The sequence below is a fragment of the Flagellimonas halotolerans genome (assembly GCF_035818535.1).
Classification (GTDB): domain Bacteria; phylum Bacteroidota; class Bacteroidia; order Flavobacteriales; family Flavobacteriaceae; genus Flagellimonas; species Flagellimonas halotolerans.
The window spans coordinates 264075-279150 of the sequence record NZ_JAYKYV010000002.1; the positions used below are offsets into that span (position 1 = coordinate 264075).

At 41.2% G+C, this 15076-nt stretch carries 12 protein-coding genes; 6 read left to right on the plus strand and 6 right to left on the minus strand.

The genetic code is table 11. The features are described 5' to 3' along the window. Positions 1-10: 10 nt before the first annotated feature. Positions 11-1051 carry a cysteate synthase gene (capA, locus tag VM932_RS04390; RefSeq protein WP_326277341.1) on the minus strand — a complete coding sequence of 347 codons (1041 nt, stop codon included), beginning with the start codon at positions 1049-1051 and terminating at the stop codon, positions 11-13. Between the two features lie 70 nt (positions 1052-1121). Then, entirely contained in the window at positions 1122-3260 is a 2139-nt protein-coding gene (locus VM932_RS04395; protein ID WP_326277342.1) for a S9 family peptidase, read from the minus strand. A gap of 175 nt (positions 3261-3435) precedes the next feature. On the opposite strand from VM932_RS04395, the gene VM932_RS04400 reads away from it, so the two are divergent. Then, positions 3436-3762, plus strand: coding sequence for a YbaB/EbfC family nucleoid-associated protein (locus tag VM932_RS04400; RefSeq protein ID WP_326277343.1), 327 nt, complete (start codon positions 3436-3438; stop codon positions 3760-3762). A 73-nt stretch (positions 3763-3835) separates the two neighbouring features. Here the strand turns inward: VM932_RS04400 and VM932_RS04405 are convergent, their stop codons facing one another. Continuing rightward, positions 3836-4861 carry a threonine aldolase family protein gene (locus VM932_RS04405; protein ID WP_326277344.1) on the minus strand — a complete coding sequence of 342 codons (1026 nt, stop codon included), beginning with the start codon at positions 4859-4861 and terminating at the stop codon, positions 3836-3838. A gap of 8 nt (positions 4862-4869) precedes the next feature. Next, the gene (locus tag VM932_RS04410; protein WP_326277345.1) at positions 4870-7272 is read right to left on the minus strand and encodes a zinc-dependent metalloprotease; all 2403 of its coding nucleotides are present in this window, start codon (positions 7270-7272) and stop codon (positions 4870-4872) included. A gap of 326 nt (positions 7273-7598) precedes the next feature. Here VM932_RS04410 and prfB point away from each other — a divergent pair. The 4 genes from prfB to VM932_RS04430 all read left to right on the plus strand — a co-directional run bounded on the left by prfB (position 7599) and on the right by VM932_RS04430 (position 12194). After that, positions 7599-8700, plus strand: a protein-coding gene (gene prfB, locus VM932_RS04415; RefSeq protein ID WP_326277346.1) for a peptide chain release factor 2 whose coding sequence is annotated in 2 segments (ribosomal slippage) — positions 7599-7661 and positions 7663-8700 — 1101 coding nt in all. Because the reading frame shifts where the segments join, the coding sequence is not laid out codon by codon here. A 10-nt stretch (positions 8701-8710) separates the two neighbouring features. After that, complete coding sequence (gene arsC / locus VM932_RS04420; RefSeq protein WP_293162859.1) at positions 8711-9052, plus strand: arsenate reductase (glutaredoxin); 342 nt, start codon at positions 8711-8713, stop codon at positions 9050-9052. A gap of 68 nt (positions 9053-9120) precedes the next feature. Beyond that, positions 9121-9609: a hypothetical protein gene (locus tag VM932_RS04425; RefSeq protein ID WP_326277347.1), complete on the plus strand. Its 489-nt coding sequence runs from the start codon at positions 9121-9123 to the stop codon at positions 9607-9609. A gap of 101 nt (positions 9610-9710) precedes the next feature. Continuing rightward, the gene (locus VM932_RS04430; protein ID WP_326277348.1) at positions 9711-12194 is read left to right on the plus strand and encodes a TonB-dependent receptor; all 2484 of its coding nucleotides are present in this window, start codon (positions 9711-9713) and stop codon (positions 12192-12194) included. Between the two features lie 173 nt (positions 12195-12367). On the opposite strand, the gene VM932_RS04435 is transcribed toward VM932_RS04430, so the two are convergent. After that, positions 12368-12541, minus strand: coding sequence for a hypothetical protein (locus tag VM932_RS04435; protein WP_014034293.1), 174 nt, complete (start codon positions 12539-12541; stop codon positions 12368-12370). A gap of 138 nt (positions 12542-12679) precedes the next feature. Between VM932_RS04435 and fumC the strand changes: the two genes are divergently transcribed. Next, positions 12680-14077 carry a class II fumarate hydratase gene (fumC, locus tag VM932_RS04440; protein WP_326277349.1) on the plus strand — a complete coding sequence of 466 codons (1398 nt, stop codon included), beginning with the start codon at positions 12680-12682 and terminating at the stop codon, positions 14075-14077. Positions 14078-14151: 74 nt separating this feature from the next. Here fumC and VM932_RS04445 read toward each other — a convergent pair whose 3' ends face one another. Next, positions 14152-15042 (minus strand): hypothetical protein, encoded by an 891-nt coding sequence (locus VM932_RS04445; RefSeq protein WP_293162847.1) that lies wholly within the window; start codon positions 15040-15042, stop codon positions 14152-14154. Positions 15043-15076: the final 34 nt, after the last annotated feature.

Below are 15076 nucleotides of genomic sequence, written 5' to 3' on the forward strand. Positions count from 1 at the left end.
GGGTATTGGTTTATTTAATATACTTTATTTCTTCTGGTATTTCGGCATTTTGGATGTCGAAAAAACCTTGGTTTTCCATCCATTCGTTACTGTACACCTTGCTCATATACCTAGAACCATGGTCCGGGAACACCACAACAACATTGTTGTCCTCGGTGAACTCCCCTTCGGTGTTCAATTGGTATAATGCCTGAGTTGCGGCACCACTTGTGTAACCTGCAAAAATACCTTCGGTATGGGCCAATTTACGGGCCATGTGGGCACTTTCACCATCAGTCACCTTAATATACCTGTCAATGCTATTAAAGTCCGTAGCTGCCGGAATCAAGTTTTTGCCCAATCCTTCAATTCGGTATGGATACACCTCATTGTGATCAAACTCTCCGGTTTCGTGATATTTTTTCAAAATAGACCCATAAGCATCTACCCCCAATATTTTAATATTTGGGTTCTGTTCCTTTAAATAACGGGCAATTCCGGATATAGTCCCCCCTGTCCCGCTACAAGCCACCAAATGGGTAATTTGACCATTGGTCTGCTCCCAAATCTCGGGCCCTGTACTGGAATAGTGGGCATCTATATTTAACTCGTTAAAATATTGGTTGATGTAAATTGAATTCTCAGTTTCGCTGTGCAAACGTTTGGCTACTTCGTAATAGGAACGTGGGTCATCCGCGCTAACATGGGCTGGGCAAACATATACGTTGGCTCCCATGGAACGCAACATATCGATCTTGTCCGGCGATGATTTTGAACTTACGGCCAATATGCACTTATAGCCTTTGACTATGCTCACCATGGCCAAGCTAAAGCCTGTATTGCCAGATGTAGTCTCGATAATGGTGCTACCCGGTTTAAGAAGCCCTTTTCGCTCGGCTTCTTCAATAATATGAATCGCAATTCTATCTTTTGAAGAATGTCCGGGGTTAAAGCATTCCAGCTTAGCATAAAAATTTCCGGTAAGTGGGGCAGTAATTCTGTTTAGCTTAACTAAGGGGGTACTTCCAATTAGGTCTAGGATATTGCTGTGCGCATTTATCTGTTTCTTCATAACTGGTATTAGGTAGGGAACAATCTTACCTTAAAAATAAAATTATTCCATGCAAATGTAACATTTTTTTTTAAAGGGCTTTTCCCTCAAGGTCTAAAATAAAGGCATATTCCTTCGCCGTTTCCTTTAAAGCCTCAAATCGGCCCGAGGCTCCACCGTGACCAGCATCCATATTTGTATCCAAAAACAACAGGTTGTCGTCGGTTTTATATTCTCTCAATTTGGCCACCCACTTGGCCGGTTCCCAATACTGCACTTGGGAATCGTGCAATCCAGTGGATACGTACATATTTGGGTATGCCTTGGCCTCTACATTGTCATAAGGGGAATAAGATTTAATGTAATCGTAATATTCCTTTTCGTTTGGATTTCCCCATTCGTCATACTCTCCCGTGGTCAACGGAATGGTATCGTCCAACATGGTAGAGACCACATCCACAAAAGGAACTCCCGCGATTACTCCATTATATAGTTCTGGTGCCATATTGATTACGGCTCCCATCAAAAGCCCACCGGCAGAGCCGCCCATGGCATATAAATGTTCCGGGGTCGTATATTTTTGGTCAATCAAATATTGAGAAACATCGACAAAATCAGTAAATGTATTTTTCTTGTTAAATAATTTTCCGTCCTCGTACCAAGGCCTGCCCAAATACTCTCCTCCTCTAACGTGGGCAATGGCGTAGATAAACCCACGGTCCAATAAACTCAACCGTATGGATGAAAAATAGGGGTCTATGGTGGCACCGTAAGAGCCGTAACCGTATTGCAGTAACGGACTTGTGCCATCCAAAGAGGTGTTTTTACGGTAAATTAAGGAAATTGGTACTTTTTTACCATCCCTGGCCGTGGCCCACAAGCGCTCTGTTTTGTAGTTATCTTTATTAAATTTACCTCCCAAAACCTCTTGTTGCTTCATAATGGTTTTGGTTTTGGTTTCCATATCAAAATCAATTATGGCATAAGGTTCTCCCATTTCGTTGTAATAGTAACGAAGTATTTTGGTGTCAAAATCTAAATTGACAGAAGGTCCTGCCACATAGGTTTCACTATCAAAAGGCAAATAATAACTGTCAGAACCGTCCCATTTGGCTATCTTCATTTGATTGAGGCCATTGTTACGCTCTGTAAGCACATAATAATCCCTAAAAATTTCGACATCTTCCAACAAAACATCTTCCCGATGCGGGATAAATTCCTCCCAATGTTCCGATGATGTATGTTTCTCATCTGTTTTCATCAACTTAAAGTTGGTGGCCTTGTCCTTGTTGGTCAACACATAAAATTCATCCTCAAAATGTGATATGCCATACTCGACCCCTTTTTTTCGTGGGGAAAACACCTTGAATTCGCCCTCAGCATCATCCGCATTCAAAATTCTATATTCTGATGTCAACGTGCTGCTAGAGCCAATCACGATATATTTTCTGGATTTGGTCTTGTACACAAAGGTATTGTACGTGGGATCCTTTTCGTGAAAAACCAATTCATCCGCTTCGCTGGAAGTACCCAGCACATGCTTAAAAATTTTATCGGAACGTAAGGTGACAGGGTCTTTTTTGGTATAGAACAGCGTTTTGTTATCGTTGGCCCAAACAGAGCTTCCCGTCGTATTTTCAATGATATCGGGATAAATTTCACCCGATTGTAAGTTTTTCACCTGTATATTGTACTGCCTTCTGGAAATGGTATCCGTTCCAAAGGAGGCCATGGTATTGTCTGGACTGATGGAAACACCCCTCATGTTAAAGAAATCGTGGCCTTGTGCCATTTCGTTGCAATCGAACAACAATTCTTCTTCGGCATCCAAACTTTCCTTTTTTCTGGAATAAATAGGGTATTCCTTGCCCTCTTCGTACCTAGTAATGTACCAATATCCGTCCAATTTGTAGGGAACAGACGAATCATCTTCCCTGATCCTACCCTTCATCTCTTTAAAAAGTTTCTCTTGAAACTCCTTGGTGTGGGCGGTCATTTTTTGATAGTATTCGTTCTCGGCGTTCAAATAATCGAGAACCTGTTGATCCTCCCTATTGTTCATCCAATAGTAATCATCGATTCTTACATCACCGTGCTTCTCAAGTTTTGTTGGATGTTTTGGTGCTACAGGGGGAGTTATACTCATGGATTCGTCTTTGTTGTTTTTGCAAGCGGTCGCAAAAATAAGGCATAAAACCAGAATAGAAATTCTTGAATTGATTAGTTTCATGAGATAGTGTTTTAGCCAATTTACTATTTTTGAACTTACGTTTGATAATTATCACTTGTTTGTCCTAGTTTTGTCACCCTGAGCGGAGTCGAAGGGTGAGTTAAAGTGTTTCGACTGCGCTCGACATGACAGATAACCGTAAAGATGTTAGTAAATACATTTAAAATTTAAAGTTATGTTCGGAGATTTAATGGGAATGATGGGTAAAATCAAAGAAACCCAAAAGAAGGTAGAAGCGACGAAGGAGCGTTTGAACACCGTTATGATTGATGAAGAGTCCTCCGATGGACTCCTAAAAGTTACTCTTACGGCCAATAGAGAAATAAAATCCATTGCTGTTGATGATTCGCTTTTGGAAGACAAGGAGCAATTGGAAGACTATTTGGTACTTACCTTGAACAAAGCCATTGAAAAAGCCACCAAGGTAAATGAAGCTGAATTGGCCGCTGTGGCCAAAGAAGGTATGCCGAATATTCCCGGGATGGATGCTTTTATTAAGTAATATGTCAGGTCGAGCCTTTCGGCTTCGCTCAAAACAAACTTAAGTCGAGACCTTTTTGGACTTCTCGACTGCGCTATCCAATGCTTTTCAAAACCTTTAAAAAGTGCTCGTGCATAGCATCGGTATAGTCCAAATGGGTAACAATGCGTAATTTTCCCTGCCCCATCCCTATGATGGATACCTGATTTTTGGTCAATTGTTCCAAAAAAGCTTCGGATGACATTTTATTCTCATTTATTTCAAAAATAATGATGTTGGTCTCGATAGGTTCCACTTTTTTAATGAAATCCAACGATTGAAGCACCTCCCCTATTTCCTGAGCTTTCTTGTGGTCCTCTGCCAATCGTTCTACATTATTATCCAAAGCATAAATCCCTGCGGCAGCCAAATACCCGGATTGACGCATGCCGCCACCAAAAATTTTACGGATGCGCAAGGCTTTGCCTATTTCACCTTTGCTTCCTACCAAAACGGAACCTACGGGACATCCCATGCCTTTGCTCAAACATACACTGATGGTGTCGAACAATTTCCCGTAGGCTTTAGGGTCTTCACCCTTTTTAACCAAGGCATTCCAAAGTCGGGCACCATCCAAATGATATTTTAGATTGTGCTCATCACAAACTTTTCGGATTTTTTTCAACTCCTCAAAACCCCAACAGGCTCCACCCCCTTTGTTCGTGGTATTTTCTATGCAGACCAAAGCGGTTAATGGACTGTGGTAAAAATCGGGCGGGTTTATGGAGGCCTCCACTTGTTCTGCGGTCATCATCCCCCTGTTGCCATCCACCAGTTTACAGGAAACACCACTGTTGAAGCTGACGCCTCCCCCTTCGTAATTGTAGACGTGCGCATATTTATCACAAATTAACTGATCACCGGGATTGGTGTGAATTTTTATCGCCGTTTGATTGGTCATAGTGCCGCTTGGGAAAAATAGTGCGGCTTCCATACCAAAGTACTCGGCAACTTTAGCTTCTAATTCATTTACCGTAGGGTCATTTTTGAATACATCGTCCCCTACTTTCGCATTCATCATTGCCTCCAACATTCCGGATGAAGGCCTTGTGACGGTGTCACTTATTAAATTTATCTCCATAAAATAATTTAGTCCATGCAGTCCATACCAATGGGCGACCCATCTGGAATTTTTTCAACTGGAATAAGTTTGAATTCTGATGGCTTTTTCATGAATGCATCAATTCTCTTGACCATTTCTGCCGATATGGCATTTTTGCCATTGCCCAATAATTGTGTTTTTAAATCATTCAATGCTTCGTTGGCAATGGCGTTTACTTGTGGATGCACTTCATTGTGAGCAGCTAAATTCATAATGTGGTAAAGTACTCTAAAATTGATGGTGTTTTGTACTTCTGCTTCGTAATCATCGCGATGAGAAAGGTCGAATGTACCTTTAATGGTTTCATCCAAAACTTCTTTTAAACCCATTTGACCTTTATCCAAGCTTTTTTGCTGAATCAAACGGGAAGCTCGCTCAGGGTGAAGCAATAGTTCCAAAGTCATATCTGCAGCAGTTTCCGCAACGGAAAGGGCATCAAAACTTACGCCTGTCCTGCCTTTAAAGGATTCTCTGGAGCGGCTAAAACCGATGGCTCTTGGCGGAAAAAGGTCTAATTTGTTCTTAGGAACCGCAATCACCTCGGCGTCCAATGTTTTTAGAATGGATTCCATTGCTGCTTTTTGAACATCTTGATTGACCTGTTTTACAGGCGTTTGACCACCATTTTTAACTGCATAATTATAATCCAAACCACCAATAACCTTGGAAACGGCCTCGGTCTGGTATCTGTGGAAGAAATACAGAGGAACAAACGCATCTTCCAAAACAGAATAGGCTTCGCCTGTTTTAATATTGTCTATTGAAAAGTTTTCTATCGCTTTTTTCCGTATCTCCAACATGCTCTCCAATTCCTGGCTGGCACTTTTTCCATTGTCCCACAAATGGGCCAACACATGTGCACCGCCTTTAGGGCGGGCATCTTGATCGGAAATATAGCGCAATCCATCGTCCTGGGCTTTCTTCAAAATAGCATTCAACGCTTCTTGCTCGTTGGTTTCGCTTGGAAAATCGGAGTAGGCATAGGCTACGGTTACTTTGTCCCATTCACCTATACCAGTATCGTAGGCATTTTTAAAACTGATTTCACCTCCATCCAACTCAAATTGTGGGTGCGGATAATCCATTACAGATGCTTTATTGTTGGTGCTTGCTGCAAAATTATGGGCAAAACCGAGCGTATGTCCTATTTCGTGTGCGGAAAGCTGACGGATTCTTGCCAAGGCCAACTCCAACATAGGTTGATAGTTGTCGTCTCTTTCTTCAAATGGTTGGTTCATCAAGGCCTGGGCTATCATAAAATCTTGACGAATGCGCAAACTCCCCAAACTAACGTGCCCTTTTAAGATTTCTCCGGTTCGTGGATCTACAACACTGGCCCCATAGCTCCACCCTCGTGTGGAACGGTGCACCCATTGTACCACATTGTAACGCAAGTCCAAAGGGTCTGCATCATCCGGTAGCATTTTCATTTGAAAGGCATTTTTGTACCCTGCTGCCTCGAACGCTTGGTTCCACCATTTTCCACCATCCAATAGGGCTGAACGGATAGGTTCCGGGGTTCCGTTATCCAAATAATATATTATCGGCTCAACAGCTTCGCTCACTTCGGCGTTGGGGTCCTTCTTTTTTAAACGGTGTCTTCTTATAAATCTTTTTACCAAAGATTCTTCTACCGGTGTGGCATAATCGTAATAAGAGAATGGGTATCCCCCGCTTCGGGGATCAAAAAGCCTTTTCTCAAAATCATCATCGGGCAATTCAATCAATGAATGGTGTTGTGCCACGGTTACCAAACTGGCTGTAGGCGTTACCGAACGAATCCAATCTCCCTGTGGGTCTCCTTTAAAGGTTAAGGTTACATCAAACTCCACATTTTTAGGGAATGCTTTTGTGCGATCAAAGGCCAAAGCACTTTTGGACTTGTCCAAACTGTACGAACCTTGCTTAGCTCTCTTTAATCGGTTGGAAACTCCATGGGCGTCTCGCATTAAAAAGTCGGTGAAATCTATAAGGTAGCTCCCTTTGGACTCCTCAACAATTTCAAATCCTTCCAAGATTGATTTTGCAAAGGCCTGCTCCACGGATTTTCTTTCCAACTCGTTGTCGGTGATGGCCCTAAACTCCAGATTAGGCTGAACCAGAAGCAGTTTTTTTCCCGCTTTGCGAAAGAATACTACCTGTTCGTTGCCTAACTGGCCACGATCAAGTCCAATATCGTTGCTACCGATGCCACTGCTCAGTGCATAAACATATAGAAATTCTTTTTCGAGCTCATCTACCTGAAGATAGATTTTGTCAGTTGAATCGTCGTAGAAAAAATTGAAGTAGCCATTGAATTTCTGGAAGTCTTTAGCTTTTTCAAAGGTTTGTGCTGCCAATGAGGCACAAACAAAATAAAATAAGGTGATGAGCGTAGTTGTGTTCTTCATAATCTGGTTGATATATTGTTCCTAAAAATATGGAATTCATTTTACATTTCGATATAAGATGATAGACTTATACATTATAGATTCTCTGGGTTCGGTTATTTGAATTTAAAACATACAATCGGAAACTTGTACTTGAAAGTTGGAGATTGAACTAGAACTTGATGCTTGAGCTTGAGTTTGATGTCCGAAGCCCGAAGTCGGAGGTCATTATACAGTCAGCAGTAACTCCCGTCTTTGATATTTGAACTTGAACTTGGGTGCTTGAACTTATCTTTTTCCAAGGTCATGTGCAGAAAGAAACTTATTTTTACCCCAAAATACGATACATGATAACCACAGATCAGCAGAAAGATCTTATTGAGCGCCTTGGTGCGTTAAGGAGGTATCTTTGACATTGATGCCAAACTTATTGAAATAGAGAACGAGGAAGAAAAAACTCTTGCTCCTGGTTTTTGGGACAATCCACAAGAAGCCCAAAAACAAATGCAGTCCATTAAATCCAAAAAAAATTGGGTAGCAGATTTTGAGGAAGCCAAAACCTTGATCGGCGACCTTGAGGTGCTTATGGAATTTCAACAAGCGGGTGAAGTTTCTGAAGAGGAAGTGAGCAAACAGTTTGAAAAAGCCCAATTGGCCATTGAAAAACTGGAGTTCCGCAATATGCTATCGGACGAAGGTGATGAGCTCACGGCAGTACTTCAAATAACCGCAGGTGCCGGTGGCACCGAAAGTTGCGACTGGGCCTCCATGCTAATGCGAATGTATATGATGTGGGGCGAAAAAAATGGCTACAAAATAAAGGAACTCAATTACCAAGCGGGCGATGTAGCTGGAATTAAAACCGTTACCTTGGAAATTGAAGGGGAGTATGCCTTTGGTTGGCTCAAAGGAGAAAATGGAGTCCATCGTTTGGTGCGCATCTCCCCTTTTGATAGTAATGCCAAGCGGCACACTTCCTTTGCTTCCGTATATGTGTATCCGTTGGTGGATGACAGTATCGAGATTGAAGTGAATCCGTCCGACATTGAGATTACCACAGCACGTTCCAGTGGTGCTGGCGGTCAGAATGTAAACAAAGTGGAGACCAAGGTCCAATTGGTGCACAAGCCAACTGGAATCCAAATATCCTGTTCCGATTCACGCTCTCAGCACGACAACAGGGCCACAGCCATGAAAATGTTGAAATCACAGCTGTACGAAATCGAGCTTCGGAAAAAACAAGAGGCACGTGCCGAAATAGAATCCTCCAAAATGAAGATTGAGTGGGGTTCACAAATCAGAAACTACGTGATGCACCCCTATAAACTGGTAAAAGATGTACGTACTGGACAGGAAACCGGAAATGTGGATGCTGTTATGGACGGTGATTTGGACGCATTTTTAAAGGCCTATTTGATGATGATGGGACAAAAAGAAGAACAGGAATAACACAATAATCATGATTAAAATATACCATAACCCACGATGCCGAAAATCCAGAGAAGGATTGGCCATATTGGAAAAATCTGGAAAAGATTTTGAAGTTGTAAAATATTTGGACGATGTTCCCAGTAAAGAAGAGCTTAAAACCTTAGTTGATTATTTAGGAATTTCCCCAATAGATTTGGTACGTAAAACCGAAGCCATTTGGAAAGAAAAATTCAAAGGCAAAACCCTGACCGATGATGAGGTGATCACCGCGATGGCCGAAAACCCAAAATTGATAGAGCGACCCATTGTTGTGAATGGAAAAAAAGCAGTTGTGGGCAGACCTCCAGAGAATATTGCCAAGTTGCTATAACTCTGATATACAGCTACATTTAACAACGAATACGCATATAAATGAATCCTAAATATTATATTTAGCCCATGAAAAGTACACAAACCCTCTTCTTGATTACCCTATTCATAGGTATGTTGGCCATTAACGATATGTATGCACAATATGGTTATGGTTCCCCATACGGTTCTCGCGGCATGTATGGCAGAGGACGTAGTTATGTGCCACAAGCGGGTCCTGTGGACAACCAAAAAGAAGAAACCCCTCCAACTGCAGAGGAATTAGTGGACGAACAAATGCCCTCCATCACCGAGGCAATAGGCTTGGACCCTTTTGAGCAAGCTGTAGTACGCACTTCATTGGTGCAATCTGTGCAACAACGTATAGAGCTTCAAATCTTGGAACTGGAACCTCTTAAAATGAAAGAGGAAATCGAGAAAATAAAGAGACGCCAAGACGCCGAATTAAAGGCAGGTCTGCCTGAAGACAAATACGAAGCCTTTATGGAACTGCAAGAGAACCACTTCAAAGCCAAAAAGAAAAAAAAGAAGAAGAAAAAGAAGAAAAACAGGGATTAACAATTCTTTAAGGTCATTCGCAGGTTCAATTGCGTTGTTGGGGGATTTATATTTCGTAGCCTCCTTTTTTCCTTCAATTTTTGCAGCGTAAAAATCAAACTATGCAAAGGATTATTATCCCGTTGCTGCTATTGACCCTGGCTATTTTTAAAGGGAAGGCGCAACAAGACCAAAAAAACATAACTATTACAGGTAAAGTGGTTGATTCGGAATCTGGACAACCATTGGAATATGCGACATTTGTGTTGCAAAATACGGATAACCCGGACAAAGTTACTGGCGGAATCACTGACCTCTCTGGTAATTTTGAAGTTGAAACCACACCTGGAACTTATAATATTAGAGTAGAATTTATTTCATATAAAACATACTCCCAAAAAGGACAAACGTACAATTCGGATACCAATTTAGGTTCAATTACTTTGTCCCCAGATGTTGCCCAACTTGCAGAAGTTGAGGTGGTAGGTGAAAAAACCACTGTTGAGGTACGTTTGGACAAAAAAGTGTATAACATTGGAAAGGACATCACTACAAGTGGTGGCAACGTTAGTGATGCTTTGGGCAATATCCCTTCTGTTTCCGTAGATGTAGAGGGAGGCATTAGCTTAAGGGGGAACGATAATGTTCGTATCCTAATCAACGGGAAACCATCCGCATTGGCCGGTTTTGGCTCTACCGATGTACTGCAGCAACTACCTGCCGATGCCATAGAAAAGGTGGAGGTAATTACCAGTCCTTCTGCCCGTTATGATGCCGAAGGTACCGCAGGTATTTTGAACATTGTGCTTAAAAAGGAGAAGACCTTGGGCATCAATGGTTCTATTAACCTAACAGGAGGAATCCCCTTTAATGCCAGAGCCACTACCAACTTTAATATCCGAACTGAAAAGTTCAATATTTTTAACACCTTGGGGTATTTTCACCGAGAATCTCCAGGAGGCGGTTACAATGATAATACCTATCTATCCGAACAAAGTGAATTTGATAGAATTTACGAAGACAGAGATATCAGTAGAAATGATGATGGCTTCAATGTAAATATTGGTATGGAGTATTTTATAACCGAAAAATCCTCGATTACCGGTAGCTTTTTCTACAGATGGTCAGATGAAAATAATCTGACTGAAAATGACAATCAACGGTTTTCTGATGGAAGCATCAACAGTAGAACCTTTAGAACGGAAGATCAAGCAGAGAAGGACAACAGCCGACAGTTCTCTTTTAATTACACCAACAATATTGATGATGATGGACAGAAGTTGACTGCTGATTTTCAGTATTCTTATGATAATGAGGATGTTTTGACCGGTATTCGTGAAGATCGTACGGTGCCAAGTGATAGTTTGATAGCACTCGAAAACATTTACGAAAAACAAAAACAGGACGATATTCTGGCTCAGATTGATTACGTTTTGCCCATGGGAGATGCTCAGTTTGAGGCGGGTTACCGAGGTACTTTTGAAAAAGAGGTAAACGATTACCAGTTGGATACCCTAGATCAAGGAACAGGCAATTTCATTACCAATCAAGACCTTACCAACTTATTTACCTATCACGAAAATGTGAATGCACTTTACACCCAATATGGGAACAAGTACGGTGAATTTTCTGTGTTACTTGGTTTACGTTTGGAAAATACGGAATTGAGGGGTGAGGTAGATGCCAGTATAGATAGCCAGGCTTTGGAAGAACTTGTGGGGGAAGATGTTGACCTTAATTTTGATAAGAACTACTTAGGACTTTTCCCTACGGTCAACTTTGTATACGAAATTTCGGAAACCCAAAACATTTCGCTTGGATACAACAGGAGGATAAACAGGCCAAGGGGCTGGTTTATAAACCCATTTCCATCCAGATCTAGTAGGACAAACGTTTTTCAAGGAAATCCAGACTTAGATCCGGCCTTTGCCAATGCTTTTGATTTGGGTTATATGAAGAGGTGGAAAAAGATAACCTTTACCTCTTCTGTATATTATCAACGGGAAACACAATCTTTTGAGTTTATTACCGAAAATACGGGTCAATTTACTTCGGATGGTATCCAGATCATTAGAAGGGTTCCCATAAACCTATCCACCAACGAGCGTATCGGTGCCGAAGCAGGTGTAATGTACAACCCTACTAAATGGTGGAGAATGAACGGTAGTTTCAACTTTTTCACTTTTTCTTCAGATGGAACATTTAACGGGGTCGATTATGGAACAACCAATTCCAGCTATTTTGCCCGTTTGAGCTCCAAGTTTACATTGCCTGGAAAATTAGAGCTTCAGGCCAACTCCTTTTATATGGGCCCAAGGCAAAATGCCCAAACAGAATCCGATCCAATGTTCTCGCTAAACTTAGCGATAAGCAAAGATCTTTTCGATGATAAGGCTACATTATCCTTAAATGCCAGTGACTTGTTCAACTCCAGAAAGCGACGGTCTTTTACACAAACACCTACATTTACATCGGACAGTGAGTTCCAGTGGAGACAAAGACAGGTAAACTTATCCTTTATTTATAGGTTTAACCAACCTAAGGAGCAACGCCAAAGGGGCGGACAACAAGGTCCTGGTGACGATGATGGCGAAGGACAATACTAAGATTAACAAAAAAGCGAGTTTCCCCGAAACTTAAATAAAAAAGCAGCCGAACGACTGCTTTTTTTGCTTTACGTAATTTGATTTTAAACAAGACAAAAAATTAGTTCTCAAACCAAATGAAAACTAATCTTAAAAACAAAAAGAAGCCAATTGGCTTCTTTTTGTTTTTCTTTTTATTCTTCTAGTTGGGCGCGTTTGGCCTCTTTTCTTTCTTTAAACATTTCCCTTAGGTTACCGATCAACCAATAAGGAACTACAAAGGTCAACAAGAATATCATCAACCAAAAACCGATTGTCAAAATTGTTAGAAAAGCTAAAAAACCTAAATATTGGTCAAATTCGAACATCTTTACTCCTTTTGTTTTAACAAAGATACTTTCTTCTTGTCAAAAAAAACAAATACAAGGTCAAAAAAATGTATTTATCCTGCTTAACTACCATATAAATGCCCTATATCCTACCTTTGTACAACAAAATTTTAAACTATGAGCTTTAGGATTGAAAAAGATACCATGGGCGAGGTAAAAGTACCCGCCGATAAATATTGGGGCGCCCAAACTGAACGTTCCCGAAACAACTTTAAAATTGGTGCTCCCGCATCCATGCCCTTGGATGTAGTGTACGGATTTGCGTATTTAAAAAAGGCAGCTGCCTATTCCAATCACGAGCTTGGCGTACTAAGCCAAGAAAAAAGAGACCTTATTGCCCAAGTCTGTGACGAAATACTTGAAGGGAAACATGACGACCAGTTTCCTTTAGTGATTTGGCAAACAGGCTCGGGCACACAGAGCAATATGAACGTGAACGAGGTAATTGCCAACCGTGCGCACGAAATTGCCGGTAAAAAAATTGGTGAGGGCGAAAAAACCATTCAACCCAACGATGATGTAAACAAGAGTCAATCTTCCAACGACACTTTCCCTACGGGAATGCACATTGCCGCCTACAAAAAAATAGTAGAAGTAACCATTCCCGGTGTAGAACAACTACGTAACACCTTACAGAAAAAATCCGAAGGGTTTAAGGATGTGGTGAAGATTGGTAGAACCCACCTGATGGATGCCACTCCCCTAACCCTGGGTCAAGAATTTTCTGGCTATGTTTCCCAATTGAACCATGGATTAAAGGCCTTGAAGAACACCTTGCCCCACTTGAGCGAACTTGCCCTTGGTGGAACCGCTGTAGGTACTGGTTTGAACACTCCAAAAGGATATGATGTTCTTGTTGCAAAATATATTGCCGAGTTTACCGGAAAACCTTTTGTAACCGCTGAAAACAAGTTTGAAGCATTGGCCGCACACGACGCTATTGTGGAAAGTCATGGTGCATTGAAACAATTGGCCGTTTCTTTAAACAAAATCGCCAACGATATCCGCATGATGGCATCTGGTCCACGTTCCGGTATCGGGGAAATTATAATTCCGGCCAACGAACCAGGCAGTTCCATTATGCCCGGTAAAGTGAATCCAACCCAATGTGAAGCCTTGACCATGGTCTGCGCACAGGTTATGGGTAATGATGTTGCCATTAGTGTTGGTGGCACACAGGGACATTACGAGCTCAACGTTTTCAAGCCCGTTATGGCAGCCAACATCTTACAATCTGCCCAATTGATAGGCGATGCCTGTGTAAGTTTTGATGTAAACTGTGCTGCCGGCATTGAGCCAAACCACGAGACCATTAAAACCTTGTTGAACAATTCGCTGATGCTGGTTACTGCGTTGAATACGAAAATCGGTTATTATAAAGCTGCCGAGATTGCCAATACAGCACACAAAAATGGAACAACCCTCAGAGAGGAAGCCATTAACCTTGGTTATGTAACCCCCGAAGAATATGATGAGTGGGTTAAACCAGAAGATATGGTAGGTAGCCTTAAATAGTTTATTTTAAAGACATAAAAAATGCCCGTCCAAAATTGGACGGGCATTTTTATTATGGTGATAGTGTGTGTTTACTATTTCAATTCGAAGCTGGAAGTGCCCAACAATTTCAACTTGTTGTCATAAACATTTACCATGTAATTTCCATCTTGGAAATCTCCACTAGGCTTGTTTATATAGTCACATACGTCCAAAGCATCGTTTTCGTAGTAAAAGTTTGTTCCTTTACTGTACGTAAGGGAGCTACCTTCTTCTGTAGTTTTTGTAAGACCTTCACCTAGAACGTTACCTTGTGGTCCAAGAACTTCGATATAGAATTCTCTGTCTCCAGCTTCGGCGATTAAGTTATCGGCAATCGTAAAACAAACTTTAAATTTATCAGTGGCTCTAGCTCTTCTTGTAGAAACCAATTTACCACTGTTTCTTTCTTTAATGGCGTCAACACTAATAGTGCTTAGATTAAGTGCAGAACCTTTTTCAACAGCATCGGCCAATTGAGTGTTCTGGATGATCAAAGAATCGTTGAAAACTGTTTGTTGTTCCAATTCGGCAAAAGTGCTGTCTCTTTGCATGGCCAACAAGCTGTTGGATTGCGTCAAGGAATCAACTTGTTTCAATAGTTCTTCTCTTTCAGCTTTAAGAACACTTACTTGTCTTCTGTAACGGGAAAGTGTAGCAATGTCAGCTTTCATACTGCTTACAGAATCGATATACTTTGCGATGTTATCTCTAGCAGCAACCAATTCTTCGTTGGTAGCGTTGCTTTCCAAAATAGCCTTGTCGTATTCAGATTTTAAGTTGTTCAAATCCTCTACAACCAATTCCTTCTCTTGAGTAAGGGCTTCTGTGGTTGCTTTTTTATCTTGATAAAGACTAACAGTGTAAATAATGGTTCCCAAAAGAACTACACCTAACAGACCAGCAACTACCTTCAATCCGTTATTGTTATTTTTTGTTTCAGTCATAACTTTTTGTTTTAATTGATTCTCGTTTAAGGTT